General features: G+C 73.4%; 25 protein-coding genes. 17 read left to right on the top strand and 8 right to left on the bottom strand.

From position 1 onward, the window contains the following. Positions 1–25: 25 nt before the first annotated feature. From ACIRBX_RS19945 to ACIRBX_RS19910, 8 genes are all read right to left on the bottom strand, one after another. Positions 26–778: a hypothetical protein gene (locus tag ACIRBX_RS19945; protein ID WP_402298347.1), complete on the bottom strand. Its 753-nt coding sequence runs from the start codon at positions 776–778 to the stop codon at positions 26–28. Further along, the gene (locus ACIRBX_RS19940; RefSeq protein WP_402298346.1) at positions 775–2118 is read right to left on the bottom strand and encodes a DUF58 domain-containing protein; all 1344 of its coding nucleotides are present in this window, start codon (positions 2116–2118) and stop codon (positions 775–777) included. Before ACIRBX_RS19940 ends, ACIRBX_RS19945 begins: the two co-directional genes overlap by 4 nt. After that, positions 2115–3149, bottom strand: coding sequence for an AAA family ATPase (locus tag ACIRBX_RS19935; RefSeq protein ID WP_402298345.1), 1035 nt, complete (start codon positions 3147–3149; stop codon positions 2115–2117). Before ACIRBX_RS19935 ends, ACIRBX_RS19940 begins: the two co-directional genes overlap by 4 nt. 99 nt (positions 3150–3248) lie before the next feature. Further along, positions 3249–3818 carry a hypothetical protein gene (locus tag ACIRBX_RS19930; protein ID WP_402298344.1) on the bottom strand — a complete coding sequence of 190 codons (570 nt, stop codon included), beginning with the start codon at positions 3816–3818 and terminating at the stop codon, positions 3249–3251. After that, positions 3815–4744: a DUF4129 domain-containing protein gene (locus tag ACIRBX_RS19925; RefSeq protein WP_402298343.1), complete on the bottom strand. Its 930-nt coding sequence runs from the start codon at positions 4742–4744 to the stop codon at positions 3815–3817. The genes ACIRBX_RS19930 and ACIRBX_RS19925 overlap by 4 nt, the downstream gene beginning before the upstream one ends. Positions 4745–5054: 310 nt before the next feature. Next, complete coding sequence (locus tag ACIRBX_RS19920; protein ID WP_402298342.1) at positions 5055–5831, bottom strand: VOC family protein; 777 nt, start codon at positions 5829–5831, stop codon at positions 5055–5057. 90 nt (positions 5832–5921) lie between these two features. Continuing rightward, entirely contained in the window at positions 5922–6557 is a 636-nt protein-coding gene (locus ACIRBX_RS19915) for a TIGR03085 family metal-binding protein (protein ID WP_402298341.1), read from the bottom strand. A 65-nt stretch (positions 6558–6622) separates the two neighbouring features. Beyond that, on the bottom strand, positions 6623–7165 hold the full coding sequence (locus tag ACIRBX_RS19910; protein ID WP_402298340.1) for a hypothetical protein: 543 nt from the start codon (positions 7163–7165) through the stop codon (positions 6623–6625). A 386-nt stretch (positions 7166–7551) separates the two neighbouring features. Here ACIRBX_RS19910 and ACIRBX_RS19905 point away from each other — a divergent pair, with 386 nt between their 5' ends. The 17 genes from ACIRBX_RS19905 (at position 7552) to ACIRBX_RS19825 (ending at position 26568) form a co-directional block, all read left to right on the top strand. After that, positions 7552–8043: a hypothetical protein gene (locus tag ACIRBX_RS19905; RefSeq protein ID WP_402298339.1), complete on the top strand. Its 492-nt coding sequence runs from the start codon at positions 7552–7554 to the stop codon at positions 8041–8043. 44 nt (positions 8044–8087) lie between these two features. Next, the gene (gene hisI, locus ACIRBX_RS19900; protein WP_402298338.1) at positions 8088–8459 is read left to right on the top strand and encodes a phosphoribosyl-AMP cyclohydrolase; all 372 of its coding nucleotides are present in this window, start codon (positions 8088–8090) and stop codon (positions 8457–8459) included. 90 nt (positions 8460–8549) lie between these two features. Continuing rightward, on the top strand, positions 8550–10064 hold the full coding sequence (locus ACIRBX_RS19895) for an anthranilate synthase component I (protein WP_402298337.1): 1515 nt from the start codon (positions 8550–8552) through the stop codon (positions 10062–10064). Between the two features lie 206 nt (positions 10065–10270). Beyond that, positions 10271–10897: a TIGR02234 family membrane protein gene (locus ACIRBX_RS19890; RefSeq protein ID WP_402298336.1), complete on the top strand. Its 627-nt coding sequence runs from the start codon at positions 10271–10273 to the stop codon at positions 10895–10897. A 111-nt stretch (positions 10898–11008) separates the two neighbouring features. Next, the gene (locus ACIRBX_RS19885; RefSeq protein ID WP_402298335.1) at positions 11009–11275 is read left to right on the top strand and encodes an HGxxPAAW family protein; all 267 of its coding nucleotides are present in this window, start codon (positions 11009–11011) and stop codon (positions 11273–11275) included. Between the two features lie 116 nt (positions 11276–11391). After that, entirely contained in the window at positions 11392–11841 is a 450-nt protein-coding gene (locus tag ACIRBX_RS19880) for a DUF2752 domain-containing protein (RefSeq protein ID WP_402298334.1), read from the top strand. A 227-nt stretch (positions 11842–12068) separates the two neighbouring features. After that, entirely contained in the window at positions 12069–12881 is an 813-nt protein-coding gene (gene trpC, locus ACIRBX_RS19875) for an indole-3-glycerol phosphate synthase TrpC (protein WP_402298333.1), read from the top strand. Between the two features lie 7 nt (positions 12882–12888). Continuing rightward, positions 12889–13032, top strand: a complete 144-nt coding sequence (gene trpM / locus ACIRBX_RS19870; RefSeq protein ID WP_380148896.1) for a tryptophan biosynthesis modulator TrpM — start codon at positions 12889–12891, stop codon at positions 13030–13032. A 61-nt stretch (positions 13033–13093) separates the two neighbouring features. Next, a complete protein-coding gene (gene trpB, locus ACIRBX_RS19865) occupies positions 13094–14341 on the top strand; it encodes a tryptophan synthase subunit beta (RefSeq protein ID WP_402298332.1) in 1248 nt (415 codons plus the stop codon). 2 nt (positions 14342–14343) lie between these two features. Continuing rightward, on the top strand, positions 14344–15150 hold the full coding sequence (gene trpA / locus ACIRBX_RS19860) for a tryptophan synthase subunit alpha (RefSeq protein WP_402298331.1): 807 nt from the start codon (positions 14344–14346) through the stop codon (positions 15148–15150). 996 nt (positions 15151–16146) lie between these two features. Continuing rightward, positions 16147–16401 carry a hypothetical protein gene (locus tag ACIRBX_RS19855; protein WP_402298330.1) on the top strand — a complete coding sequence of 85 codons (255 nt, stop codon included), beginning with the start codon at positions 16147–16149 and terminating at the stop codon, positions 16399–16401. A gap of 173 nt (positions 16402–16574) precedes the next feature. After that, positions 16575–17093: a MauE/DoxX family redox-associated membrane protein gene (locus ACIRBX_RS19850; protein ID WP_402298329.1), complete on the top strand. Its 519-nt coding sequence runs from the start codon at positions 16575–16577 to the stop codon at positions 17091–17093. 113 nt (positions 17094–17206) lie between these two features. Then, positions 17207–18028: a DsbA family protein gene (locus ACIRBX_RS19845; RefSeq protein WP_402298328.1), complete on the top strand. Its 822-nt coding sequence runs from the start codon at positions 17207–17209 to the stop codon at positions 18026–18028. Between the two features lie 73 nt (positions 18029–18101). Beyond that, positions 18102–19139 carry a prolipoprotein diacylglyceryl transferase gene (lgt, locus tag ACIRBX_RS19840; RefSeq protein WP_402298327.1) on the top strand — a complete coding sequence of 346 codons (1038 nt, stop codon included), beginning with the start codon at positions 18102–18104 and terminating at the stop codon, positions 19137–19139. Between the two features lie 163 nt (positions 19140–19302). Next, positions 19303–20046 (top strand): VIT1/CCC1 transporter family protein, encoded by a 744-nt coding sequence (locus tag ACIRBX_RS19835; RefSeq protein WP_402298326.1) that lies wholly within the window; start codon positions 19303–19305, stop codon positions 20044–20046. Between the two features lie 485 nt (positions 20047–20531). Further along, positions 20532–25115, top strand: a complete 4584-nt coding sequence (gene gltB, locus ACIRBX_RS19830) for a glutamate synthase large subunit (RefSeq protein ID WP_402298430.1) — start codon at positions 20532–20534, stop codon at positions 25113–25115. Beyond that, positions 25108–26568 carry a glutamate synthase subunit beta gene (locus ACIRBX_RS19825; protein WP_402298325.1) on the top strand — a complete coding sequence of 487 codons (1461 nt, stop codon included), beginning with the start codon at positions 25108–25110 and terminating at the stop codon, positions 26566–26568. The genes gltB and ACIRBX_RS19825 overlap by 8 nt, the downstream gene beginning before the upstream one ends. Positions 26569–26939: the final 371 nt, after the last annotated feature.

Raw genomic sequence — 26939 nt, 5'->3', positions numbered from 1 at the left:
AGGCTCCGGCTCCGAAGGCCCCCGGTCACTGCGACCGGGGGCCTTCGTCGTCCGGTGCGGCCGGGCGGCCCCAGAAGGCCGCCGCTGCGGCGATCGTGGCGCCCGCCACCGCGAGGACCGCGAGCAGCGGGCCGGATGCGGCCCGGCCGACCGGGACGACCGCGGCCACCAGCACCAGCACGGCAGAGCCGACGGCAGCCACCGCGGCCCGGCCCGAACGGGCGGAGGCCGTGCCGGAGGCGTGGTCCAGGTGGAGCAGGTAGCCGAGCAGCAGCAGGGTGAGGCCGGCGGCCAGCGGGAGCGGCGGATCGCCCAGGGCGGCGGTCAGCACGCAGCCGGTGGCGAAGGCGGTGGTGCGCTGCCGGGAGAGCTGGGCCTGCCAGGTGGCGTGCTCCGAGGCGACGCCGGGCGCCGGCGGGGCGGCGAACCAGGCGAGCGGCAGGGTGAAGGGCAGCAGCGCGAGCCAGGCGTCGAGCCGGTCCACGGCCGCTGCGGTGGTGCCCAGCACCAGGAGGACGCCCAGGCCCCGGGAGATCCAGGCGGCCAGGGCCGGGTCCACCGGTCGGCCGGTCCGAGGGGACGGGCTCGTCCCTCCGGTGCCATCGGCCGGGACGGCCGGGTCGGTCGTGCTGTGCTGGGGAGCGGCGTCGGTCTGGCGGACGTGGTCGGTCGGCGGGGTCCGCTCGGCCCCGGCGGTCGGGTCGGCCCCGGCGGTCGGGGCGGTCGGGGTGGGTCGGGTGGGTCGGCCGGCTCCGTCGGTGGGCTGACGGGTCGTCATCGGCGTGCTCCTTGGACCCGGGTGCGCAGCAGCGGCGCCAGGGTGAGGTCGAGCCCGGCACCGGGCACCAGCGGTAGGACCGGGACGCCCCGGGCCCGGAGGGCGAAGCGGTTGGCCTCGCGGTCCGCCTCCCAGAGCCGTACGGCGAGCTCGGCCGCCTCCCGGCGGACCCCGGCCAGCGCACGGCCGGACTGCTGGGGTGAGCCGATCGGCACCTCGATCACCACCACCGGGTTCCCCCGCGCCGTCAGGTGCCGCAGCACCTCCAGCGCCCGGTGGTCGGTCAGGGTGCTGACCACGTACACCAGGGCGTCCGCCGGGATCACCTGCCGGGGCAGCCGGTCCAGGTCGGGCAGGTGGTAGCCGAGGTCGCGGCGGACCTCCAGCACCGTCTCCACCAGGCGGTGGAAGTAGCTCCCGCCGGTGCCCGGGGTCAGCCAGCGGGTGGTGCCGCCGATCGACAGCACACCGACCCGGTCGTGCAGGCGGAGGTAGGCCTTGGCGATCCCGGCGGCGGCCCGCACCGTCTCGTCCAGGCTGGAGACGCCGTTGGACGGGTCGTAGTAGTCGCCGAGGGCATCCAGCAGCACCACCGTGTCGGAGGCCCGCTCGGCCGCGAACTGGTTGATCTGCACCGAGCCCCGGCGGGTGGTGGACGGCCAGTGGATCCGGCGCTGCCGTTCGCCCCAGACGTGCGGGCGCACTCCGGTCACCTCGACCCCTTCGCCTCGCTGGCGGGCGGTGTGCTCGCCGAGCCGCTCGGGCAGCCGGACCGGGATCGGGGTCAGGGCGGAGTGGGTGGGCATCGGGAAGACCTGGACCTCGCCCAGCTCCACCCGGACGGTGCGCCGGGCCAGGCCGCCGGTGTCGTAGACGTCCACGTCCACGATGCCCAGGCTCCAGCGGCCCCAGCGGTGCGGGGTGAGCCGCAGCGAGAGGGTGGTGCCGCTGACCTCGACCCCGTCCACCGCCATCCCCGGGCCCGGGAACGGGCGGGGTGCGATCCGGCCGCAGGTGCCCTCCACCGCGAGCTCGATCCGCACCTCGACCGGCTCGCCCTCGAAGCAGCGCCGGGTGGAGACCTCGGCCCCGGCCCCGGCCACCGTCGGGCGGCCCTCACCGGAGGTGGCCAGCACCAGCAGCACCAGCGGGCCGGCGGCCAGCGCCAGCACCCAGGCGTGGCCGGTCACCAGCGCGGCGGAGACCGCCGCGACCGTCACGGTGAGCAGCCGCAGGGCGCGCGCGCCGGCCCGCCAGTGCCGGGGCGGTTCGGCCGGCGGCTGCACCAGCGAGAGCGGGGCCGGCCCGCCCTGGACCGTCAGTCCGTGACGGGGCGTCACGGCCGGCCGGCCCCGGCCGCAACCCCGGCGCCCGGGACGTCGGGCACGGTCTGCGGGGCCTTGACGGTCGGGACCAGCGCGGCGAGCACCTCGTCGGCGTCGATCTGACGCACCCACAGCTCCGGCTGGAGCGAGACCCGGTGGGCCAGTGCCGGGACCACCAGGCCCTTGACGTCCTCCGGCACCACGTAGTCCCGTCCGTCCAGCACCGCCCGGGCCCGGGCCAGTTGGATCAGCGCCAGCCCGCCGCGCGGTGAGGCGCCGACCTGGATCTGCGGGTGCGAGCGAGTGGCGGCCAGCAGGGCCACCACGTACGCCACCAGGTCGTCGTCCACCTCGACCCGTTCCAGCGCGGCCCGCATCGCCAGCACCTGGGCCGGATCGGTGAGCGTCCGCACCGAGGGCTCCGGGACGGAGCGGTCCAGCCGGGCCCGGAGCATGGCCGCCTCCTGGGAGGTCTCCAGGTAGCCCATCCGGACCCGGAGCAGGAAGCGGTCCAGCTGGGCCTCGGGCAGGCCGTAGGTGCCCTCGTACTCGATCGGGTTGGCGGTGGCGATCACCACGAACGGGTCCGGCAGCCGCCGGGTCACCCCGTCCACCGTGACCTGGGCCTCGGCCATCGCCTCCAGCAGCGCGGCCTGGGTCTTCGGGGGAGTGCGGTTGATCTCGTCGGCCAGCAGCAGGTGGGTGAAGACCGGGCCGGGGCGGAACACCATCTCGCCGCTCGACTGGTCGTAGAACGGTGCACCGGAGACGTCGGAGGGCAGCAGGTCGGGGGTGAACTGGATCCGCCGGAAGTCCAGGCCCAGCGCGGTGGCGAAGGACCGGGCCAGCAGGGTCTTGCCCAGGCCGGGCAGGTCCTCGATCAGCACGTGGCCGCCGGCCAGCACGCCGAGCATCACCAGCTCCAGCGCCTCGGGCTTGCCGACCACGGCGCTGCCGACCTCGTCCAGCACCGTACGGGCCAGCGCTCCGGCCTGACGCGGGGTCAGCTCGGGCACCGGCGGGGCGGCGGCTGCGGTGGTGGTCACGGGGCTCCTCGGGGGGTCGTCGGTGTCGGGTGGTGGCGGTGGTTGCGTGGTTGCGTGGTTGCGTGGTTCAGGCGTTCAGGCGTTCAGGCGTTCAGGCGTTCAGACGGTCCGCAGGCCGTCGACGGCGGAGTGGAGCAGGGCCGGTGGCAGCGGCCCGCGGAAGGTGCCGTGCGGCTCGATCAGCTGCCAGATGCCGGGGCCGACCAGGGCGGCGGCGGCCTCCGGGGCGTGGTGCAGCGAGATGCCGTGACGCTCCGTCAGCCGGGCATCGTAGAGGCGTTGTAGCCGGGAGCAGAGCAGGACCACGTCCTCCTCGCGCTCGGAGAGCGCGCCCTCCACCACCGGGCGCCAGTCACCCAGCCCGGCCGTCCGTTGCTCCACCATCCGCTGGGCCCGTCCCGGCCCGCCGTCCTCGGATTCGGCCCCGGCCGCGTACCGGACGGTGACCAGGGCCGCGACGGTGAACAGCACGGCCCCCGCTCCGGCGGCGGTCGCCCCGGCCGTCAGGGCCAGCAGCGTCTCGGTGACGGCCGCCGTCCCGACCAGCACAGCCACCGTCCAGCGGCCGACCGGCCGCCGGACCGGGGCGCGGTCCGGCCGCTCCCGGTGCTGCGGGTGCCCGGCGAACCGGTCCCGCTGGGGGCGCCCCTCGGCGTACCGTCCCGTCACCGGGCCTCCTCGGTGGGTGCGGACTGCCTTGCGTCGTGGCCGAGTTGGGCGGCGATGCCGTCCAGTGCGGCGCGGGCCCGGGCGAGCTCGGGCTCGCCCATCGGATGGCTGGAGTAGCGCGCCTCGCGGAACAGCCCGGCCAGGGTCGCCGGGTGACTCCCGGTCAGCACTCCGGCCGTGGCGGCGCGTCGCAGCAGGTCCGCCGGGCTGTCCGAGTCGTGCCGGGTGACGCCCGAGTCGGCGAGCGAGTCCTCCATCGCCAGGTAGCAGGCGATCACGGCGGTCCGGGCGTCGCTGCCGGCCAGCGCCCGGCGGCCGGAGGCGACCGCCTCGGCCAGGGCCTTCCCGTCCGGGCCGGCCGGTTTGGTGGTGACCCGCAGCCAGGCCCGACGCCGCCGTCGGCGCTCGGCCAGCCAGCGCCGTACCTGGATGCCGAGCACCGTCAGCATCACCAGGAGCAGGACCACCCCGATCGCGGACACCAGGATCTCGACCAGGCTGGTGTCGGGCGACGCCCCGGTGGGCTCCCTCGGCGGGCCGGTGGTGGGCGGGGGAGAGGGCGGCGGGGGCTCGACGGTGGCGCCGGGCTCGCAGGACTTGGCGGAGAGCACGATCAGGAACAGCGGTGTCACGACGACCGCCAGCCGCAGCACCACGGTGGCGGCGGTGGTCAGCCGCTCGGTCACCGGCTCCAGTCGCGGCGTCTCCCGGAGCACCGTCCGGTACCGGACGGCGACCGCGATCCCGCCGGCCGCGAACAGCAGCCCGAGCAGCCAGCCGTACGACGTGAGCGGCCCGCGGGCCCCCCAGAGGCCTTGCGCCCCGTCCGGGCGCAGCGCCAACGCGGCGAAGGCCAGACAGCCCACCGCCGAGAACGCCAGTACCGCCCGCAGCCGGTACCCCGGCCCAGGCCCCCGTCCGCCCATGGCGGCGCCTCCCCCGTACGTCCCCCGTCCACCGGGGCGCACGTGGCCGACCCCGGGACGATTTCGGGTGCAGCTTCGCACAGGAGTGCGCACCCTGTCAGCATGCGATCAACTCCGTGCACCGCTTGAGGCGCCATCAGGCACCCCACCCTGCCCGACCGTGCGCCGCCGCCGGGGCCGTGGGGGCAGGGCGGCGGACCAGGACGGGCCGGCCCGTGGCGGGGGAGCGGGGGAGCTGCGGTGCCGACGGTGCGTCAGGGGACCGTCCGCGGGTGGCCGTCGGGCCGGGCCGGGCTCGCCCGGCGGGTGGTCACGCCTCGCTGCGGATGATGGCGAAGCGGGCGCCGGCCGGGTCGGTGAGCCAGGCCATCCGGCCGATGCCCGGGGCGTCCATGCCGGGGAGCAGGACGGCGCCGCCGTGGGCCACGGTGCGGTCGATGGTGGCGTCCGGGTCGGTGACCTCGAAGTAGGGGAGCCAGGCGGCGTGGTCGTGGCCGGGCTCGGTGGGGGCGATGCCGCCGAAGGAGGCGCGCTGCTGGTCGGCGCCGTCGGCGGTGGAGACCACGGTATAGGTCATCCCCGGGACGTCGACCCGCTCGTAGCGCCAGTCGAAGAGCGTGCCGTAGAAGCCCTGCGCCCCGGCCGGGTCGGGGGTGTGCAGTTCGACCCAGCAGAGGGTGCCGGGGACGGTGGTGGCCTCCAGGCCCGCGTTCCGGTTCGGCTGCCAGACCGCGAACTCACCGCCCGCCGGGTCGGTGAAGGCGGCCAGCCGGCCCGCGTCGAAGACGTCGTCGGGGGCCACCCGGACGGTGCCGCCGGCCTGCTCGACCGACTTGGCGGTGCTGTCCGCCTCCGGGGTGTGGAAGTACACCGTCCAGGCCGAGTGTGCGCCCTCCTCGGTGAGCGGGCCGAGCGCGGCGACGGTCCTGCCGTCCTGTCGGAAGAAGCCGTACCCGCCCGCCTCGGAGCCGGACGGCTCGAAGGACCAGCCGAACACCGCCCCGTAGAAGGCTGCGGCGGCTGCGGTGTCCGGACTGCCCAGGTCGAGCCAGTTCGGCGAACCGGTCCGGAAGTCGGTGCTGAGCATGGCGGAGCGCTCCTTCGGAGGGCGGTCGGGGACCAACCCGGCCAGCCTGCCACTGCCCACTGACAACCGCGCGCCGCGCCTGACGCGCCGTCACCCGAACGGCAGGACCACCCGGAGCGCCTCCAGCGCTTCGCGCTCCCCGGCGAGCTCGACCGCCGCCCGTTCGCCGCGCCCGAAGGCGTACAGCACCAGCTCACCGGGCTCACCGGACACCTCGACGGTCCGGCCGCCCTGCGGGCCCACCGCCGCCGTCCGGCCGTCCGGGTGCCGCAGCACCAGCCGGACCGGCAGCCGCCGCCCGGCCTCCAGCCGGACCAGCATCGGCAGCCGCTTCCAGAGCAGCTCGGCCATCGAAGGGGCGACCGGCTCCGCCGACCACCCGTCCCCGGCCCGGCGGACGTCCTCGGCGTGCACGTAGTACTCGACCAGGTTCGCCGCCTCGTCCACCCCCGGCAGGGCGAACAGCGAGAGCCCGGGGCCGGTGCGCACCAGGTGCAGCAACTGCTCGTACGGGCGGGCCCGGTACTGCTCCTGCACCCGGGCCGTCCAGCCCGCCAGCGGGCGCAGCCGTATGCCGGCCGCCGCGTCCAACCGCCGCTCCCGCAGCACCAGATGGGCCGCCAGGTCCCGGGTGGTCCAGCCGACGCAGAGCGTCGGCGCCTCCGGTCCGGCCGCCGCCAGCAGCCTGGCCAACCGCTCCCGCTCCCCACGCGCAAAGCTCGTCATGCCGCCCACCTTAGGCGGTGGGGCCCGCCGGGGTCAGGGCGCGCCGGTGTCCGGGTGCGGCAGGGTCAGGGTGCGGCGGTGGCTCCGGCGAGGTGACCGGTGAGCTTGGGGCCGTCCTGGCGGTTGCTGGCCGAGAGGGTGCAGGAGGCGTCCCGGTGGCCCTGGCCGTAGTACTTCATCGACGGGCCGATCGGATAGCCGAAGTACCGCCCGCCGGCGGGCTGCTTGGCCTGCCACTCGGCCGCCGCCGGCTTGCACAGCTCGCGCAGCGCCTGGGCGATGTCGGCGTCGTCCGCCAGGCCCTCGGGGAGCTTGATCACGGCCACCCCCTCCCCGTCGTGCGGGGCCTCGCAGGGGCGGAGCTCCGGCACGGTGATCACCTTGCTCAGCTGCGGGTGGTCGAAGCACTCGCCCGGCCAGAAGTACGGGTACGGCGGCCGGTCCCGGGTGGGGGTGGGGCTCGGCGAGGGGGACGGGGACGCGCTCGGGCTGGGTGGCGGAGCGGCGGCCTTCTTCGGCTCCGGCTCCGGCCAGAGCAGCAGGGTGGCGACCCCCGCCAGCAACACCACCACGGCCACCACCGTGGCCACCACCCGCCGCCGCTTCATCCCAGCCCCCTCAGCCACTTCGGAAGCCCTCATTCTGGCCGCCTGCTGGGGCTGTCGTCAGCGTGTTCGTGTGACTGGTGCGGTTGCGCCTGCGGCGGGCGGTGTTGGGGTGGGGGTGGGGCGCCTGTTGGGGTTGTCGTCGGTGGGTTTGCGTGACTGGTGGGGTTGAGTCTGCGGCGGGCGGCGGGCGGCGGGCGGTGGGCGGTGGTGGGGTGCCTGCTCGGGTTGGCGTCGGTGGGTTCGTGCGACTCGTATGTCGGGGCGAGTGGTGGGTGGCCCGTTCGGGGTGGCGTCGGCTTCAAGGTGTCCGCCCCCGCTGCCCGGGCTGTCCCGGCAGGGGCTACGCTTCGCTGCGGCACGGCCCTTCAGCGAAGGGTTCATCCGTCATGCGCGTGGGCATCGTCGGCCCCGAGGGCCTCTCCGACCTCAGCGAGATGCTCGTCCGGGGCGAGCTCTGGCGCCTCGTCACCTCCCACACCACCCACGACCTGGTCGGCATCAGCTGCCTGCACGAGGGCCCGGAGACCTGGTTCGCCCGGTCGGTGCTGGACCACGGCGGCAAGTTGGAGGTGCTGCTCTCGGCCTCCGCCTCCCGGGCCGGCGCCTTCGCCGCCTCCGGCCGGGCGGCCGTCCGCACCCTGCTCAACCAGGCCAACGCCGTGCACCGCCTCGCCCCGGCGGACTCCGGCGGTCTCGGCGACGACACCTGCACCGCCATGGTCGCGATGATCGACGAGCTGATCGCGGTCTGGGACGGCGTCAGCCCGGGGCCCGCGGCCGACCTGGTCGCGGCGGCCCGGACGGCCGGTCTGTACGTCGAGCTGGTCTGGCCGCCGGGATGTGAGGGGCCGTCAGCGGAGGCGGCGGCACGCGGCTGAGACGGCCGCCGGGGGAGCGGTGCCGAGCTGCCACAATGGGCCCCATGTCGATCACACCCGCCGCGCCCGGCAGCACCGCGCTCGACCCGGCGATCGCCGCCCGGCTCAAGCGCACCGCCGACGGTCTGCTCCCCGCCATCGCCCAGCAGTACGACACCGGCGAGGTGTTGATGCTCGGGTGGATGGACGACGAGGCGCTGCACCGCACCCTGACCACCGGCCGCTGCACCTACTGGAGCCGCAGCCGCAGCGAGTACTGGGTGAAGGGCGACACCTCCGGCCACGTCCAGGCGGTCAAGTCGGTCGCGCTGGACTGCGACGGCGACACCCTGCTGGTGAAGGTCGACCAGACCGGCGCTGCCTGCCACACCGGCGAGCGCACCTGCTTCGACGCCGACGTGCTCCCGCTCTCCTGACGCGCTGACCGGCGGAACCCGCTGAACCGCTCACCCGCTCACCCGCTGACCCCTCCTTCGACCACCTCCGACCGAACGGTGCGCAGCCCCATGGACCTCGAGACCTTCCGCAAACTCGCAGTGGACACCCGGGTCATCCCGGTCACCCGCCGGCTCCTCGCGGACGGCCTCACCCCGATCGGGCTCTACCGCAGCCTGGCCGGGGAGCGTCCGGGCACCTTCCTGCTGGAGTCCGCCGAGCAGGGCAACTGGTCGCGCTACTCCTTCGTCGGCGTGCGCTGCGCCGCCACCCTCACCGCCGACCCGGAGGGCAACGCCCGCTGGCACGGCACCCCGCCGGTCGGCATCCCCACCACCGGCGACCCGCTCGCCGTGCTGCGGGCCACCCTGGAGGCGCTGCACACGCCCCGGCACGCCGACGACGGCCTGCCGCCGCTCACCGGCGGCCTGGTCGGCTACCTCGGCTACGACGTGGTGCGGCGGCTGGAGAAGCTTCCCAACCTCACCCCGGACGACCTGAAGCTGCCCGAGCTGACCATGCTGCTGGCCACCGACCTCGCGGTGCTGGACCACGCCGACGGCTCGGTGGTGCTGATCGCCAACGCGGTCAACCACAACGACCTCGCCTCCGGCGTGGACGAGGCGTACGCCGACGCGCTGGCCCGCCTGGACGCCATGCAGGCCGACCTGGCCCGGCCGGTCGATCCGGGCCTGGCCACCTTCACCCCGACCTCGGTGGAGCCGCACTCGCCGTTCGGCGGAGCGCCGTACCGGGCCGCCGTGGAGGAGGTCAAGGAGCGCATCCGGGCCGGCGAGGCGTTCCAGGTGGTGCCCTCGCAGCGCTTCGAAGTACCGTGCGGCGCCCCGGCGTTGGACGTCTACCGGGTGCTGCGCACCACCAACCCCAGCCCGTACATGTACCTCTTCCGCTTCCCCGGCCCGGACGGCACCGCCGAGGGCGGCTTCGACGTGGTCGGTTCCAGCCCGGAGGCGCTGGTCAAGGTGACGGGCGGTCAGGCGATGCTGCACCCGATCGCCGGCACCCGGCACCGGGGCGCCACCCCGCACGAGGACGCCGAGCTGGCGGCCGAGCTGCTGGCCGACCCCAAGGAGCGGGCCGAGCACCTGATGCTGGTCGACCTGGGCCGCAACGACCTGGGCCGGGTCTGCGAGCCGGGCACCGTCGAGGTGGTCGACTTCATGTCGATCGAGAAGTACAGCCACGTGATGCACATCGTCTCCACCGTCACGGGCCGGGTCGCCCCCGGCCGCACCGCCTTCGACGTGCTCACCGCCTGCTTCCCGGCCGGCACCCTCTCCGGCGCCCCCAAGCCGCGCGCCATGCGGATCATCGAGGAGCTCGAACCCACCCGTCGGGGCCTCTACGGCGGCTGCGTCGGCTACCTCGACTTCGCCGGTGACTCCGACACCGCCATCGCCATCCGCACCGCCCTGCTCCGCTCCGGCACCGCCTACGTCCAGGCCGGCGCGGGCGTGGTCGCCGACTCGGACCCGCACGCCGAGGACACCGAGTGCCGCAACAAGGCCGCTGCCGTCCTCCGCGCCGTCGCCACCGCCAACACGCTCCGCAGCTCGGTGTCGTGAGCAGCGTCACGTCGGGTCGCGCGATGAGCACCGCGAGCGCCCGTGACGTCCTGGACCGGTCAGCCTCCCCGAGGGCCACGAGGTCGAGGTCACCGATCGGTGGTGCCCTGCTGCCGCTGGAGGGGCGTGAGCTGACCGTCCGGACCGACGGCTTCCCGTCCGACCCCCGGTGAACCGTCGGTGTACGGCTCGGGGATAGTGGACGGGTGACCACCGAGCTGCCTTCGCCCCGTACCGCCGAGAGCCCCGTGAGTGCCGCGCCGAGCCCGGGAGGGCGGCGGATGCTCGGGGTGATGCTGGGGCTCACGGTGCTGGGCGCGGTGCTCGTGCTGACGGCGGTGAGCCGGGTGTGGGCCGAGGGGACGGCCGACGGGCAGATGGCGGTGTCGGCGACCGGGAGTGCGGTGTCGGGGCTGCCGGGCGGGCTGGCGCTGGTCGGGCTGGCCTCGGCGGTGGCGGTGTTCGCGGTGCGCGGGGTCGGCAAGCAGGTGGTCGGTGTGCTGCTGGCGCTGGCCGGTCTCGGGGCGGCGGTGGCCGCCGTGCTGGGCGCGACCGACAGCGCGGCGCTGCACGCGGCGGCGGCCCAGAAGCTGGCCCTGACGAGCGCCTCGGCCGAGCAGGTGAGCCACACCGCCTGGCCCTGGGTGGCCTTCGCCGGGGGGCTGCTGCTGGCGGCGGCCGGTCTGCTGACGGTCCGTCACGGGCGGTCCTGGCCCGCCATGGGGGCCCGGTACGAGGCGCCGGCCCGGAAGGCCGCGCCGAGGGCGAGGGCGGCCGGTACCCCCGCCGACCTCTGGCAGGCGCTGGACCGGGGCGAGGACCCGACCGCCTGACCGGTGGACCCCCGCTTGGGTTCGGGTGTGTGGGCCCGGCACAATGGAGCAGTCAACCCGACGGGCGCCCGCAGCCCGGCCGGGCCCCGGAGAACCAAGGAGCACCATCAGATGTCGGCAACAGCGCACGGCCACACCCCCGCCGCCTGGACCGGCTCGACCATCGCCTTCATCGGCTTCACGGTCAGCGGCGTTGCGATGATCATCCCCGCCGTCTGGCTCTTCTGGGTGGGCCTGGGCGTGGTCCTGCTCGGCGGCGTCGTCGGCAAGGCGATGTCGATGGCGGGCATGGGCAAGCAGCCCAGCCCGTACTTCGCCACTCCGGAGGAGACCCTGGCCCGCCGCGAGCTGGCCGCGAAGGCCACCGCGGGCGTCTGAGCCACCGGGCCGGTACGGGAGCGACGGGGCGCGTGCGGCGCCCGGTCGCTCCCGTTCGCATGACATCCGCCCCCGCCTCGGGGGTGCGCCCGGCTCCCGGGGGCAGAATCGGCTCCGTGACCGCAGCCCCGCAGCCGAAGCCGACCACCACCCCGTCCTCCCGGGTCCGCCGGGTGGCCCGTCCGCTGCTGGCCCTGGCGGCGGTGGCGGCCCCCGCCCTGTACGTCGCCTCGGTCGACCCGAACGTGCCGGGCCACTACCCGGTCTGCCCGGTACTGGCCGCGACCGGCTGGTGGTGCCCGGGCTGCGGCGGCCTGCGGGCGGTGCACGCGCTGGCCCACGGCGACCTGGTGACCGCCGCGCACGACAACCTGCTCGCGGTGGCACTGGTGCTGGCGGCGGGTCTGCTCTGGGCCGGCTGGACCTGGGCCGCGCTGACTGGGGGACGGCCGCCGAGGGCGCGGCTGGATGCGGGGCGGGTGGTGCTGATGGTGCTGGTGCTGGTGGTGTTCACGGTCTACCGCAACCTCCCGGTCGGGGCCGCACTGGCGCCTCCGGTGGTCTGAACCGGCCGCCTCCACGCCTCCCGCACGCATCCTCCACGGCGCGTGGCCCGGTCCGCTCCGCGAGACGCGCGCCGGGCGGATGCGGTTCGCGCCCCCGGCTCCCGATACCATCGACCTGCCGACGGCGGTGGGAAGTCCGGAACTGTTCAGCAGGACGGATTCCGCAGCCGGCGGTGAAACACCCGACGAGCCGGGCACCCGCCCGGCGGAATGATGGGGGCGCCCGCGTGAGTGTGCTCGACGAGATCATCGACGGGGTCCGTGCGGACCTCGCCGAGCGGCAGTCCCAGGTCTCCCTGGACCAGCTCAAGGAGCTGGCCGCGAAGGCTCCGGACGCCAAGGACGGAGTGGCCGCGCTGCGCGGCGACGGTGTCCGGGTGATCTGCGAGGTCAAGCGCTCCAGCCCCTCCAAGGGAGCCCTGGCGGCGATCGCCGACCCGGCCGCCCTGGCGCTCGACTACGCGGCCGGCGGTGCCGCCGCGATCAGCGTGCTGACCGAGCAGCGCCGCTTCGGCGGTTCGCTGGCCGACCTGGACGCCGTCCGCGCGGCGGTGGACACCCCGCTGCTGCGCAAGGACTTCATCGTCACCGCCTACCAGCTCTGGGAGGCCCGCGCCCACGGCGCCGACCTCGCGCTGCTGATCGTGGCGGCCCTGGACCAGCCGGCCCTGGTCTCGCTCATCGAGCGGGCCGAGTCGATCGGGCTGACCCCGCTGGTCGAGGTGCACGACGAGGAGGAGATCGCGCGCGCGGTGGACGCCGGCGCGAAGATCATCGGCGTCAACGCCCGCAACCTCAAGACCCTCGAGGTGGACCGGAACACCTTCGGCAACGTGGTGGACGCCATCCCGGCGCACATCGTCAAGGTGGCCGAGTCCGGCGTGCGCGGCCCGCACGACCTGATCGCCTACGCCAACCTCGGCGCGGACGCGGTGCTGGTCGGCGAGTCGCTGGTGACCGGCCGGGACCCGAAGGCGGCCGTCGCCGACCTGGTCGCCGCTGGTGCCCACCCGGCGCTGCGCAACAACGGGCGGGGCTGACCCGCAGATGAACGCCCGCCTCGCTCCCGGCTGCCGGCCGCGCGGTTGCCGCGCGCCCGCGCGTCGGGTGCTGGGCCGGCGGGTCCGGTACGTGATCGGTTGCGAACCGGGACAGGTCCCCGGTCGGCGATGGCGACGCACGCACGGCTGACGTTCCGTCAGCATGCATGTCGTACACGCCAGTTCACCGATCACACGAGGACGTAACTGCCATGTCCGAGAAGGACTACCTGCCAGGCACCCAGGTCCCCGACGCCCGGGGGTACTTCGGGGCGTACGGCGGCCGCTTCATCCCGGAGGCGCTGGTCGCCGCCGTCGAGCAGGTCGCCGAGGAGTACGAGAAGGCCAAGGCCGACCCGGAGTTCGCCGCCGAGCTGGACGGGCTGCTGAAGGACTACACCGGCCGCCCGAGCCCGCTCACCGACGTGCACCGGTTCTCCGCCGAGGCCGGCGGGGCGCGGATCCTGCTCAAGCGCGAGGACCTCAACCACACCGGCTCGCACAAGATCAACAACGTGCTGGGCCAGGCCCTGCTGACCCGCCGGATGGGCAAGACCCGGATCATCGCGGAGACCGGGGCCGGCCAGCACGGCGTGGCCACCGCCACCGCCTGCGCGCTGTTCGGCTTCGACTGCACCGTCTACATGGGCGAGGTCGACACCGAGCGCCAGGCGCTGAACGTCGCCCGGATGCGGATGCTCGGCGCCGAGGTGGTGGCCGTGAAGTCCGGCAGCCGCACCCTCAAGGACGCCATCAACGAGGCGTTCCGCGACTGGGTGGCCAACGTGGACTCCACCCACTACCTGTTCGGCACGGTGGCCGGCCCGCACCCCTTCCCGGCCATGGTCCGGGACTTCCACCGGGTGATCGGCGTCGAGGCCCGCGAGCAGGTGCTGGAGCGCACCGGGAAGCTCCCGGACGCGGTGGTCGCCTGCGTCGGCGGCGGCTCCAACGCGATGGGCATCTTCCACGAGTTCATCCCGGACGCGGGCGTCCGGCTGATCGGCTGCGAGGCGGCCGGCGAGGGCGTGGACACCGAGAAGCACGCGGCCACCCTGACCAAGGGCGACCCGGGCGTGCTGCACGGCTCGCGCACCTACGTGCTGCAGGACGAGGACGGCCAGACCATCGAGTCGCACTCGATCTCGGCCGGCCTGGACTACCCCGGCGTCGGGCCGGAGCACGCCTGGCTGAAGGACTCCGGTCGGGCCGAGTACCGCCCGGTCACGGACGACCAGGCCATGCAGGCACTGCGCCTGCTGTCCCGCACAGAGGGCATCATCCCGGCCATCGAGAGCGCCCACGCGCTCGCCGGGGCGCTCGAACTCGGCCGCGAGCTGGGCCCGGAGGCGACCATCCTGGTCTCGCTCTCCGGCCGTGGCGACAAGGACATGCACACCGCCGCCGAGTACTTCGGCCTCTACGACGCCGCGCGCAACGACAGCAACGGGGGCAAGTGACCATGGCTTCGAAGTTGAGCGCGGTGCTGGCCGCCGCGAAGGACGAGGACCGGGCCGCGCTGATCGGCTACCTGCCGGCCGGCTTCCCGACCGTGGACGGCGGCATCGCCGCCGCCAAGGCGCTGATCGAGGGCGGCTGCGACGTGGTCGAGGTCGGCCTGCCGCACTCCGACCCGGTGCTGGACGGCGCGGTCATCCAGACCGCCGACGACATCGCGCTGCGCGGTGGCGTGAAGATCAAGGACGTGATCCGGACCGTCGCCGAGGTGGCCGCCGCCCACCCGGCGGCGGCGGTCCTGGTGATGACGTACTGGAACCCGGTGGAGCGCTACGGCGTGGCCCGGTTCGCCGCCGACCTGGCGGCTGCCGGGGGCGTCGGCTGCATCCTGCCGGACCTGCCGGTGGAGGAGTCCGCCGAGTGGCGGAAGGCGGCGGGCGAGCACGGTCTCGACACCGTCTTCGTGGTCGCCCCGAGCAGCAAGGACGCCCGCCTCGCCGAGGTCACGGCGGCCGGCTCCGGCTTCGTCTACGCCGCCGCCGTGATGGGCGTGACGGGCACCCGGTCGGCCGTCGGCAGCCTGGCCGAGGACCTGGTCGCCCGCACCCGGGCCACCACCGACCTCCCGGTCTGCGTCGGCCTCGGAGTCTCCAACGCGGCCCAGGCCACCGAGGTGGCCGCCTTCGCGGACGGCGTGATCGTCGGCTCCGCCTTCGTCCAGCGCATGCTGGACGCGGCCGACGAGCCGGCCGGCCTGGACGCGGTCCGCGCCCTCGCCGCCGACCTGGCGGAGGGCGTCCGCAAGCGCTGACCCCACCGTCCGAGGCCCGTGCGAACCCCTGGGGGGCGTACGGGCCTTGGCGTTCCGTCAGGTCGTCGACACCGCATCGGCGGCGTACTGGCTCGGCGGCAGACCGGCCCGTTCCACCCGTGCGCCGGGTCGGCGCTGCCTCGGCCTTCCGGGCTGGCCGGTGTGGCGCCGCAGGGCGAGCCGACGGTCCGTCAGCCGGGTCGCGCCCTCGCGGCCGATCCGGTGGGGCGGCGTCCGCAAGGGCTGACCCCACCGTCCGAGGCCCGTGCGAACCCCCGGGGATCGTACGGGTCTTGGCGTTCCGTCAGGTCGTCCCTACCGCATCGGCGGCGTACTCGCTCGGCGGCAGACCGGCCCGTTCCACCCACATGCCCGGCCGGCGCCGCCTCGGCCCGCCTGGTCGGCCGGGTGCGGGCGCCGCAGGGCGAGCCGACGGTCCGTCAGCCGGTCCGCGCCCTCGCGGCCGATCCGACGGGGCGGCGTCCGCAAGGGCTGACCCTGCCCCGGGGCCCGGGCGAACCCGCCGGGAAGCGCACGGCCTCGCCGACCCGTCAGGCCCCGACATCCCACCCTCGCCGCACCCGCAGCCGGGCGTCGGCCGGGCGTGCGCGCCACGGGTCAGGCCGGGGCGAGCCGACGGCCCGCAAGCCGACCGACCCGTCCGTTCGGTTCGGCCATCCGGGGTGGCCCGCGTACGTGATGGTGCGGGCTCGCCCCGGGGGTCTCGGTGCCGCCGGTCGACGGCCCGTCAGGCCGGTTCCGGGGGAGGCGCGATCGGGGCTGCGGGATGCCGCCGGCCCCGGCCGGGAGGGCCGCTCCGCGAGGCCCGCGCACGCGGTGGTGCGGCGCGGAGACGTCAGCGCGGACACACCGGGGGCACTGCCCCGTCCGGGTGAAGTCGCCGGGCTCGTCGCATCGGCGGGGATTGACCGGCGTTGAGTGGAGGGACGAGTTCGTGTGCGGTACGGACCGTTCCCGACCGAAGGAGTCCGCCCAGTGCCCTGTTTCCACCGTGCCGTCCTGCTCCGTGCGGCGGTCGCCGCCCTGGTGCTCGGCGTGACGATGGGGGCGGAGGCCACCGTGGGGCCGGCCATCGCGCGGCGCGGGGTGGAGCGGGCCGAGCACGAGGCGTACCGCTGCGGGCAGTTGGCCGCTGCGGACCCGGCGGCCCGGGCCGGGCGCTCGCAGCCCGGGGGTCGCCCGGCCCTGGACCGGGCCGACGAGCGACTGCGCTGTCGACCGCCGCGCTGACCGGCCGTCAGAGCGGGGCACCGGCACGCCAGATCATATCGGACATACGCACTATTACTTCACTCATTCGGCTTAAGGTGCGAATGTGGAGTAACCGCCATTCATCCCCTACGGTTCATCAGGAAGCGTGAGCGGCAGCCACGTCACGACGCACCGATGGGGGAGGACACCCGATGGCCGTTGAGCAGACCGCCGGACACCAGGGCGGCGGGTCCGCCCTGCGCCGGGTGGTGGACGGCCCGCCCGGCGAGTGGATCGGTCTGGCGGCCCGGCTCGGTCTGGCCGTGGTCTGGGCCTGGGCCGGCTTGGCGAAGATCGCCGATCCGGCGGAGGCCGCCCAGGCGGTGCGGGCGTACGAGATCCTCCCCGAGTCCCTGGTGAAGCCGGTGGGCTACGGGTTGCCGTTCCTCGAAGTGACGCTCGCCCTGCTGCTGGTGGTCGGTCTGGGTACCCGGATCGTCGCGGTGGTCTCGGCCCTGCTGCTGCTCGCCTTCATCGCCGGGATCGCCTCCGCGTGGGCCCGGGGCATCTCGATCGACTGCGGCTGCTTCGGCGGCGGCGGTGCGGTCGACTCCTCGAAGACCGAGTACGCGCAGGAGATCGCGCGTGACACCGGCTTCCTGCTGCTGGCCGCCTGGCTGATCTGGCGCCCCAGGACCAGGCTCTCGGCCGACGCCTGGCTGAACGCCTGACCATCTCGGCGCCCGGTCACCGCAGCGCCGAGCCACCGGCCCCCGCCCCGGACCCGACGGACCCCCGACGACTTCCCCCGCCCACCCGGCCCCCACCTTGGACGTACCGAGACATGAGCGAGAAGAACCGAGAAGGCAAGCGCACCGCCCGCGAGCGGATGCTGGAGGAGCGGGCCGCCGAGGAGGCCCGGGACAAGCGGAGGAAGAAGCTGATCGCCGGCGGCGTGGTGCTCGCGGTGATCGCGGTCGGCGTGGTGATCGGCGTGGTGGTGCAGAACCAGCGGGACAAGCCGGACACGCCGGTGGCCCACCCGGCCGGCACCATCGGGGAGAAGAACCTGGTGATCCCGGACGGCCCGGCGACCGCTCCCTCGGTGCTCACCGTCTACGAGGACCCGCGCTGCCCGGCCTGCGGCATCTTCGAGCGCGAATTCGCTTCCACGGTCGACCAGTTGGAGGACGCCGGGAAGCTCCAGGGGAACTACCACATCGTCTCCTTCATCGACCGCTCGCTGGGCGGCAAGGGCTCCAAGTACGGGGCCAACGCCCTGGGCTGCGCGCAGGACGCCGGCAAGTTCCGCGCGTACCACGACGTGATGTACAAGAACCAGCCCGAGGAGACCGCCGACACCTTCGGGAACAAGCAGACCCTGATCGACCTGGCCAAGCAGGTGCCCGGCCTGGACACGCCCGCCTTCCAGAGCTGCGTCAACGACAACAAGTACGCGGACTGGGTCTCGGCGGTGCAGCAGGACTTCGACAAGTCCAGCTACAAGTCGACCCCGACGGTGCTGCTGAACGGCCAGCCGGTCTACCCCAAGAACGCGGCCGGCGAGCAGATCTCCCCGGAGAACCTGGTGAAGTGGGTCGAGGAGGCCAACGCCGCCAAGCAGGCCGGAGCGACGGCCGCTCCGAGCGCCTCGCCGACGCAGTAGGAGGAACGTTCGGAAGCTGTGACCCCGCGCGGTGCAGGAGCGCCGGGCGGGGTCCGGTAGCGTCGACCCTGCCATGGAACTCGCATACATTCCGAGCCCGTCGCGGGGCGTCTACGAACTAGGACCGATCCCGCTACGCGCCTACGCGTTCTGCATCATCATCGGCGTCGTCGTGGCCGTCTGGCTCGGCAGCAAGCGCTGGGTCGCCCGGGGCGGCGCCAAGCACACCGTCGGGGACATCGCCGTCTGGGCGGTGCCGTTCGGCCTGGTGGGCGGCCGCCTCTACCACGTGATCACCGACAACCAGCTGTACTTCGGGGAGGGCCGGGACCCGGTCGACGCCCTGAAGATCTGGGAGGGCGGCCTCGGCATCTGGGGCGCCATCGCGCTCGGCGCGGTCGGTGCCTGGATCGGTGCCCGCCGCCGGGGCGTGCCGCTGCCCGCCTACGCCGACGCCATCGCCCCCGGCATCGCGCTGGCCCAGGCCTGCGGCCGGTGGGGCAACTGGTTCAACCAGGAGCTGTACGGCCGGTCCACCGACCTCCCCTGGGGCCTGGAGATCGACAAGGTCGAGTCCGACGGCACCAGGATCGTCGGGGTCTTCCACCCGACCTTCCTCTACGAGTCGCTCTGGTGCGTCGGCGTCGCGCTGCTGGTGATCTGGGCCGACCGGCGCTTCAACCTCGGCCACGGTCGGGCCTTCGCGGTCTACGTCGCCGCGTACAGCGTCGGCCGGTTCTGGATCGAGGGGATGCGGATCGACGAGGCGCACCACTTCCTCGGTCTGCGGCTCAACGAGTGGACCGCGATCCTCACCTTCGTCGCCGCCGTCGTCTACCTGGTGGTGGTCGGCAAGCTGCGCCCCGGTCGTGAGGCCCCCGACAGCATCGACCCGGCCGCCAAGGCCGACCCGTCCCCGGAGGCCGGCCCCTCCACGGACGCGGACGCCGACGCAGGCGCGGATGCAGATGCGGCCAAGGACCCGTCCTCGGACGCGGACGAACTGACGGTGTCTCAGCCGGAGTCCGCCAAGAGCGACCGGACCCCTTCCGTGCCCCCCGCCGGCCAGCCCGCCGATCCGGTCCGACCGGAGCCCGGCACCAAGGCCTGACCAGCGCGTACCCGACTCCTCGGCCGCCCGCACCGGTTCGGTGCAGGGCGGCCGAAGTGTACTTCGGACAGCCTTACTTTGCTGGAAAGCCCTCCATGATCGGACTACCTTTCGAAGGGTCAACAGGAACGTTCAACCACCTTTCCAAGGGGGGCTATTCGCCATGGCCGCAACCATCGCCCAACCGTTCGTCAGCGGGGACCCGGCGCCGCGGGTGCCCGCCGAGGGGCACCACCGGGACGTCAACGGCGGCTGGCTGCGGCCGGCCGTGTTCGGTGCGATGGACGGCCTGGTCTCCAACTTCGCGCTGATGACCGGTGTGGTCGGCGGCGCCGCCTCCCCGGGCACCGTGATCATCACCGGCCTGGCCGGGCTGGCGGCCGGTGCCTGCTCGATGGCGGCGGGGGAGTACACCTCGGTGGCCTCCCAGCGGGAGCTGGTGGAGGCCGAGATCGAGGCCGAGCGGCTGGAGCTGAGCCGCAACCCGCAGGGCGAGCTGGCCGAGCTGGCCGGGCTCTACGTGGCGCGCGGGGTGGATCCGGAGCTGGCGCACGAGGTGGCTCGGCAGCTGTCGGCCGATCCGGAGCAGGCGTTGGAGACGCACGCCCGCGAGGAGCTCGGGGTGGACCCGCACGACCTGCCGTCGCCGATGGTGGCGGCCGTCTCCTCCTTCACCTGCTTCGCGCTCGGCGCGCTGCTCCCGCTGCTGCCCTACCTGCTGGGCGCCACCACCGTGGCCCCGGCGCTGCTGCTCTCGCTGGCCGGACTCTTCCTGTGCGGCGCGGTGGTGGCCCGGGTGACCGCCCGGACCTGGTGGTTCAGCGGCCTGCGCCAGCTGGTGCTGGGCGGCGCGGCCGCCGCCGTGACCTACGGTCTGGGTGCCCTGATCGGTGGTCAGCTCGGCTGACCGGAGCGCCCGGCCCGGCCCCGGCCCGGCCCCGGCCGGGCGCTGAGCTGGGCCGTTCGGGGGTATTCCGAACCCTGCATGACTATGACCTTGCCCACATGACCGCGCGGCCCGACCCGTACTGATCCCGTCGAACGCCCGGTCGGGCCGCAGATTCTCATGCCGGGGTCGCCTCGCGGCGCAGGATTCGCAGGACCTCTGTTCTCGCCATGTGGACACCTGATGACGGCGCTGTTTCGCGCCTGTGGGCAGGGGGCACACTGGTGGGGGCACGCGGCCGAGCACAGGCTTGCTCCCCGTCCCCGATCCGTCAGGTTGAGCGCCCTGACCAGGGCTGATCGTCCGCAGTGTGGACGGAAAATCCCACTGTCCGGTCAGTCCGACATCATGTAACCTGCACGAAATCGCATGAGGGCCAACGTCGTCCCTACTGCACCAAGCACTTGCCAGAGACGACGACGGGAGAGCCGATGCTGTCTGCATCCATGCACTCCGCCAACGAGCCCGGTCAGGCCGCCGCGCGGCCGTACGCGCTCGTTCCGGATGCGCGACCCACTGCTCAGGGCCTGTACGACCCGCGTAACGAGCGCGACGCCTGCGGCGTCGGTTTCGTCGCCACGCTGACCGGCATCGCCGACCACACGATCGTCGACCAGGCGCTCACCGTGCTGCGCAACCTGGAGCACCGGGGTGCCACCGGCGCCGAGCCGGACTCCGGTGACGGCGCGGGCATCCTGACCCAGGTGCCGGACGCCTTCCTGCGCGCCAAGGTCGCCTTCGAGCTCCCCGAGGCCGGCTCCTACGCCGTCGGCATCGCCTTCCTGCCGGACGAGGACGCCGCCGACGCGGCCGCCGTCGCGCAGATCGAGGCCATCGCCGCCGAGGAGGGCCTGACCGTCCTCGGCTGGCGCGAGGTGCCGGTCACCCCCGACCTGCTCGGCGCCACCGCCCGCTCCGTGATGCCCCGCTTCCGCCAGGTCTTCGTGACCGGCGAGGGCAAGAGCGGCATCGAGCTGGACCGGATCGCCTTCGTCGTCCGCAAGCGCTCCGAGCGCGAGGCCGGGGTGTACTTCCCCTCGCTCTCCGCCCGGACCATCGTCTACAAGGGCATGCTGACCACCGGTCAGCTGGAGCCGTTCTTCCCCGACCTGTCGGACCGGCTGTTCGCCTCCGCCATCGGCCTGGTGCACTCGCGGTTCTCCACCAACACCTTCCCGAGCTGGCCGCTGGCCCACCCGTACCGCTTCGTCGCCCACAACGGTGAGATCAACACCGTCAAGGGCAACCGGAACTGGATGACGGCCCGTGAGTCCCAGCTGGCCACCGACCTGATCCCCGGCGACCTCGACCGGATCTTCCCGATCTGCACCCCGGACCACTCCGACTCGGCCTCCTTCGACGAGGTCCTGGAGCTGCTCCACCTGGGCGGCCGGTCGCTGCCGCACTCGGTGCTGATGATGATCCCGGAGGCGTGGGAGAACCACGCCACCATGGAGCCGGCCCGCCGCGCCTTCTACCAGTACCACTCCAACCTGATGGAGCCCTGGGACGGCCCGGCCTGCGTGACCTTCACCGACGGCACCAAGATCGGTGCGGTGCTCGACCGCAACGGCCTGCGCCCGGCCCGGTACTGGGTCACCGAGGACGGCCTGGTGGTGCTCTCCTCCGAGGTCGGCGTGCTCGACATCGACCAGGAGAAGGTCAGCCAGAAGGGCCGGCTGCAGCCCGGCAAGATGTTCCTGATCGACACCGTCCAGGGCCGGATCGTCCCGGACGAGGAGATCAAGGCCGAGCTGGCCGCCGAGCACCCGTACGAGGAGTGGGTGGCCGCCGGGCAGATCGAGCTCAAGGCGCTGCCCGAGCGCGAGCACATCCACCACACCCACGCCTCGGTGACGCGCCGTCAGCAGACCTTCGGCTACACCGAGGAGGAGCTGCGGGTCATCCTGGCCCCGATGGCGAAGACCGGTGGCGAGGCGCTCGGCTCGATGGGCACCGACAGCCCGATCGCGGCACTGTCCGAGAAGCCCCGGCTGCTCTTCGACTACTTCATCCAGCTGTTCGCCCAGGTCACCAACCCGCCGCTGGACGCCATCCGCGAGGAGCTCGTCACCTCGCTGCTGTCCAACCTCGGGCCGGAGGGCAACCTGCTCTCCGCCTCGGCCGCGCACTGCCGCTCGATCGGCATCACCTTCCCGGTGATCGACAACGACGAGCTGGCCAAGCTGATCCACGTCAATCAGGACGGCGACCAGCAGGGCCTGAAGGCGGTCACGCTGTCCGGTCTCTACAAGGTCGGCGGTGGCGGCGAGGCGCTGGCCGCCCGGCTGGCGGAGATCGCGGCCGAGGCCGACGCGGCGATCGCCGACGGTGCCCGGATCATCCTGCTGTCGGACCGTCACTCGGACGCCGAGCACGCGCCGATCCCCTCGCTGCTGCTCACCTCCTCGGTGCACCACCACCTGATCCGCACCAAGCAGCGCACCCAGGTGTCGTTGCTGGTCGAGGCCGGTGACGTCCGCGAGGTGCACCACGTCGCGCTGCTGATCGGCTACGGCGCCGGCGCGGTCAACCCGTACCTGGCCATGGAGTCGGTCGAGGACCTGGTCGAGCAGGGCGTCTTCATCGAGGGCATCGAGCCCGAGAAGGCGATCAAGAACCTGATCAAGGCGCTCGGCAAGGGCGTGCTCAAGGTGATGTCCAAGATGGGCATCTCCACCGTCGCCTCCTACCGCGGCGCCCAGGTCTTCGAGGTCATCGGCCTCGACCAGGCCACCGTGGACGCCTACTTCGCCGGCACCACCACCAAGCTCGGCGGCATCGGCCTGGAGCAGATCGCCAAGGAGGTGGCCGCCCGCCACGCCAAGGCGTACCCGGCCTCCGGCATCTCGGCCGCGCACCGCGCGCTGGAGATCGGCGGCGAGTACCAGTGGCGCCGCGAGGGCGAGCCGCACCTGTTCGACCCGGACACCGTCTTCCGGCTGCAGCACTCGACCCGCTCGCGCCGCTACGACATCTTCAAGCAGTACACCGAGCGGGTGAACGCCCAGTCCGAGCGCCTGATGACGCTCCGCGGGCTGTTCAAGTTCGACGGCCTGGGCCGCGCCCCGATCTCCATCGACGAGGTCGAGCCGGTCTCCGAGATCGTCAAGCGCTTCTCCACCGGCGCCATGTCCTACGGCTCCATCTCGATGGAGGCGCACGAGACGCTGGCCATCGCGATGAACCGCCTCGGCGGCAAGTCCAACACCGGTGAGGGCGGTGAGGACCCGGAGCGCCTGTACGACCCGGAGCGCCGCTCGGCGATCAAGCAGGTCGCCTCCGGCCGGTTCGGCGTCACCTCCGAGTACCTGGTGAACGCGGACGACATCCAGATCAAGATGGCCCAGGGCGCCAAGCCCGGTGAGGGCGGTCAGCTGCCCGGCCACAAGGTCTACCCGTGGGTCGCCAGGACCCGGCACTCCACCCCGGGTGTCGGTCTGATCTCGCCGCCGCCGCACCACGACATCTACTCGATCGAGGACCTGGCCCAGCTGATCCACGACCTCAAGAACGCCAACCCGGACGCCCGCATCCACGTGAAGCTGGTCTCCGAGGTCGGCGTCGGCACGGTCGCGGCGGGCGTCTCCAAGGCGCACGCGGACGTGGTGCTGGTCTCCGGCCACGACGGCGGCACCGGTGCCTCGCCGCTGACCTCGCTCAAGCACGCGGGCGGTCCCTGGGAGCTCGGCCTGGCCGAGACCCAGCAGACCCTGCTGCTGAACGGGCTGCGCGACCGGATCGTGGTCCAGACGGACGGTCAGCTGAAGACCGGCCGCGACGTCGTCATCGCCGCCCTGCTGGGCGCCGAGGAGTTCGGCTTCGCGACCGCTCCGCTGGTGGTCTCCGGCTGCATCATGATGCGGGTCTGCCACCTGGACACCTGCCCGGTCGGCGTCGCCACCCAGAACCCGGTGCTGCGCGACCGCTTCTCCGGCAAGCCCGAGTTCGTGGTGAACTTCTTCGAGTTCATCGCGGAGGAGGTCCGGGAGATCCTGGCCGAGCTGGGCTTCCGCACCATCGAGGAGGCGGTCGGCCACGCCGAGCACATCGACGCCGCCGACGCGATCACCCACTGGAAGGCGGCCGGTCTCGACCTGGCCCCGCTGTTCCACGTGCCCGAGCTGCCCGAGGGCGCGGCCCTGCACAACACCACCGGCCAGGACCACTCGCTGGACAAGGCGCTCGACAACCAGCTGATCGCGCTGGCCGAGGACGCGCTGGAGCGCGGCGACTCGGTGCGCATCCAGCTCCCGATCCGCAACGTCAACCGGACGGTCGGCACCATGCTCGGCCACCAGGTGACGAAGCGTTACCGGGGCGCGGGCCTGCCCGAGGGCACCATCGACGTGACCTTCACCGGCTCGGCCGGCCAGTCCTTCGGCGCCTTCGTGCCGCGCGGTGTGACGCTCCGTCTGGAGGGCGACGCCAACGACTACGTGGGCAAGGGCCTCTCCGGCGGTGTGGTGATCGTCCGCCCGGCCCGGGACGCGGCCGCCATCGGCGCCGACGCCCAGAACCACGTGATCGCGGGCAACACCATCGGCTACGGCGCCACCTCGGGCCGGATCCACCTGCGCGGCAAGGCCGGCGAGCGCTTCGCGGTCCGCAACTCCGGTGCCACCCTGGTGGTCGAGGGCGTGGGCGACCACGGCCTGGAGTACATGACCGGCGGACGGGTCGTCATCCTCGGCGAGACCGGCCGCAACCTCGCGGCGGGCATGTCCGGCGGCATCGCCTACGTGCTGGACCTGCGCCCGGCGAACGTCAACGACGGCATGGTGGGCATCGAGGCCCCGACCGCCGACGACCGCGAGTGGCTGCGCGAGACCGTGCAGCAGCACTACGAGGAGACCGGCTCCACCGTGGCCGCCGAGCTCCTGGCCGACTGGGGCGGCGGGGTCTCCCGCTTCTCCAAGATCATGCCGACTGACTACAAGGCAGTGCTCGCCGCCAAGGACGCCGCTGAGCGCGATGGCCTCTCCGAGGCCGAGACCACTCGCAAGATGATGGAGGCGGCACATGGCTGACCCCAAGGGCTTCCTGACCACGCCCAAGCAGCTGGCCGAGCGCCGTCCCGTGGACGTCCGTCTGCGGGACTGGAACGAGGTCTACGTCGAGCGCAGCCTCCTGCCGATCATCACCAAGCAGGCCGGCCGCTGCATGGACTGCGGCATCCCGTTCTGCCACAACGGCTGCCCGCTCGGGAACCTCATCCCCGAGTGGAACGACCTGGCCTTCCGGGACGACTGGAAGGGCGCCATCGAGCGCCTGCACGCGACCAACAACTTCCCGGAGTTCACCGGGCGGCTGTGCCCGGCGCCGTGCGAGTCGGCCTGTGTCCTGGGCATCAACCAGGACGCGGTGACCATCAAGAACGTCGAGGTCACCATCATCGACAAGGCGTGGGACAACGGCGGGGTCACCCCGCAGATCCCCGAGCGCCTCTCGGGCAAGACCGTCGCCGTGGTCGGCTCCGGCCCGGCCGGTCTGGCCGTGGCCCAGCAGCTCACCCGGGCCGGCCACACCGTGGTCGTCTACGAGCGGGCCGACCGGATCGGCGGTCTGCTCCGGTACGGCATCCCCGAGTTCAAGATGGAGAAGCGCCACATCAACCGCCGCATCGAGCAGATGCGCGCGGAGGGCACCCGCTTCCGCACCGGCGTCAGCGTCGGTGAGGACATCACCGGCCAGCAGCTGCGCGAGCGCTTCGACGCCGTGGTGGTCGCCGCCGGTGCCACCACCGCCCGTGATCTCCCGGTCCCCGGCCGGGAGTTGAAGGGCATCCACCAGGCGATGGAGTACCTGCCGCTGGCCAACAAGGTGCAGGAGGGCGACTTCGTCGAGCCCCCCATCACCGCCAAGGGCAAGCACGTCATCGTGATCGGCGGCGGCGACACCGGCGCCGACTGCCTGGGCACCGCGCTCCGCCAGGGGGCCGCCTCGGTCACCCAGCTGGAGATCATGCCGCGCCCCAGCGACGACCGTCCGGCCGGCCAGCCCTGGCCGACCATGCCGATGACCTACAAGGTCACCTCCGCGCACGAGGAGGGCGGCGAGCGGGTCTACGCGGTCAACACCACCCACTTCACCGGCGACGAGGACGGCAACGTCCAGGAGCTGCACCTGGTCGAGGTCGAGTTCAAGGACGGCCGGTTCCAGCCGGTGCCGGGCACCGAGCGGGCCCTGCCGGCCCAGCTGGTCACCCTGGCGATGGGCTTCACCGGCACCGACGTGAAGAACGGTCTGGTCGAGCAGCTCGGCGTCGAGCTGGACGCCCGGGGCAACGTGAACCGGGACGCCAAGTTCGCCACCAACGTGGACGGCGTGTACGTCTGCGGTGACGCCGGCCGTGGCCAGTCGCTGATCGTCTGGGCCATCGCGGAGGGCCGTTCGGCCGCCGCCGCGGTGGACAAGTACCTGGGCGGCAAGACCCCGCTGCCCGCCCCGATCCGACCGACCGACCGCCCGCTGGTGGTCTGACCACCTCCGGTGGTCGCCTGAAAATCCCTCACCAGTAACCGCCGGTCGGTCCCCGTCCGGCTGCTTCAACCGCTGCCCGCCAGAGCCGCCGGGCCCATGCGGTCCCAACGGCGTCTGCCCCCTCCCCGACCAAGTGGGGGGCAGGCGCTGTTCTCTGCGTTTCCGCCGGGTTAATGACAGGTAGATGCTGGACGTTCCCTGCATGTGCACGGGAATCTGACGGTGACCCCCCTTGCCTTTCCGGGTTCGCGCCCGATGTGACACACGGGGTGGTGGCGGTCCGTCAGATTCCGGCCGGTCAAGTTAGTTGACGGTTGAATGTCAGGTTGCTTTCGGATCTGATTGGACCCAGTGGTTGAGCGAGCCGGGTT

This window comes from Kitasatospora sp. NPDC096147, from assembly GCF_044763225.1.
GTDB lineage: Bacteria > Actinomycetota > Actinomycetes > Streptomycetales > Streptomycetaceae > Kitasatospora.
This window is presented reverse-complemented; position numbering and strand designations above follow the sequence as displayed.

What these genes read in the sequence shown, in the direction of transcription:
- ACIRBX_RS19845 (WP_402298328.1), top strand. Translation starts at nt 17,207, where the DNA reads ATGAGCGAGAAGAACCGAGAAGGCAAGCGCACCGCCCGCGAGCGGATG.
- ACIRBX_RS19825 (WP_402298325.1), top strand. Translation starts at nt 25,108, where the DNA reads ATGGCTGACCCCAAGGGCTTCCTGACCACGCCCAAGCAGCTGGCCGAG.
- ACIRBX_RS19835 (WP_402298326.1), top strand. Translation starts at nt 19,303, where the DNA reads ATGGCCGCAACCATCGCCCAACCGTTCGTCAGCGGGGACCCGGCGCCG.
- trpM (WP_380148896.1), top strand. Translation starts at nt 12,889, where the DNA reads ATGAACGCCCGCCTCGCTCCCGGCTGCCGGCCGCGCGGTTGCCGCGCG.
- ACIRBX_RS19850 (WP_402298329.1), top strand. Translation starts at nt 16,575, where the DNA reads ATGGCCGTTGAGCAGACCGCCGGACACCAGGGCGGCGGGTCCGCCCTG.
- hisI (WP_402298338.1), top strand. Translation starts at nt 8,088, where the DNA reads ATGTCGATCACACCCGCCGCGCCCGGCAGCACCGCGCTCGACCCGGCG.
- lgt (WP_402298327.1), top strand. Translation starts at nt 18,102, where the DNA reads ATGGAACTCGCATACATTCCGAGCCCGTCGCGGGGCGTCTACGAACTA.
- ACIRBX_RS19885 (WP_402298335.1), top strand. Translation starts at nt 11,009, where the DNA reads ATGTCGGCAACAGCGCACGGCCACACCCCCGCCGCCTGGACCGGCTCG.
- ACIRBX_RS19945 (WP_402298347.1), bottom strand. Translation starts at nt 778, where the DNA reads ATGACGACCCGTCAGCCCACCGACGGAGCCGGCCGACCCACCCGACCC.
- ACIRBX_RS19915 (WP_402298341.1), bottom strand. Translation starts at nt 6,557, where the DNA reads ATGACGAGCTTTGCGCGTGGGGAGCGGGAGCGGTTGGCCAGGCTGCTG.
- ACIRBX_RS19920 (WP_402298342.1), bottom strand. Translation starts at nt 5,831, where the DNA reads ATGCTCAGCACCGACTTCCGGACCGGTTCGCCGAACTGGCTCGACCTG.
- ACIRBX_RS19910 (WP_402298340.1), bottom strand. Translation starts at nt 7,165, where the DNA reads ATGAAGCGGCGGCGGGTGGTGGCCACGGTGGTGGCCGTGGTGGTGTTG.
- ACIRBX_RS19905 (WP_402298339.1), top strand. Translation starts at nt 7,552, where the DNA reads ATGCGCGTGGGCATCGTCGGCCCCGAGGGCCTCTCCGACCTCAGCGAG.
- gltB (WP_402298430.1), top strand. Translation starts at nt 20,532, where the DNA reads ATGCACTCCGCCAACGAGCCCGGTCAGGCCGCCGCGCGGCCGTACGCG.
- ACIRBX_RS19925 (WP_402298343.1), bottom strand. Translation starts at nt 4,744, where the DNA reads ATGGGCGGACGGGGGCCTGGGCCGGGGTACCGGCTGCGGGCGGTACTG.
- trpB (WP_402298332.1), top strand. Translation starts at nt 13,094, where the DNA reads ATGTCCGAGAAGGACTACCTGCCAGGCACCCAGGTCCCCGACGCCCGG.
- trpA (WP_402298331.1), top strand. Translation starts at nt 14,344, where the DNA reads ATGGCTTCGAAGTTGAGCGCGGTGCTGGCCGCCGCGAAGGACGAGGAC.
- ACIRBX_RS19895 (WP_402298337.1), top strand. Translation starts at nt 8,550, where the DNA reads ATGGACCTCGAGACCTTCCGCAAACTCGCAGTGGACACCCGGGTCATC.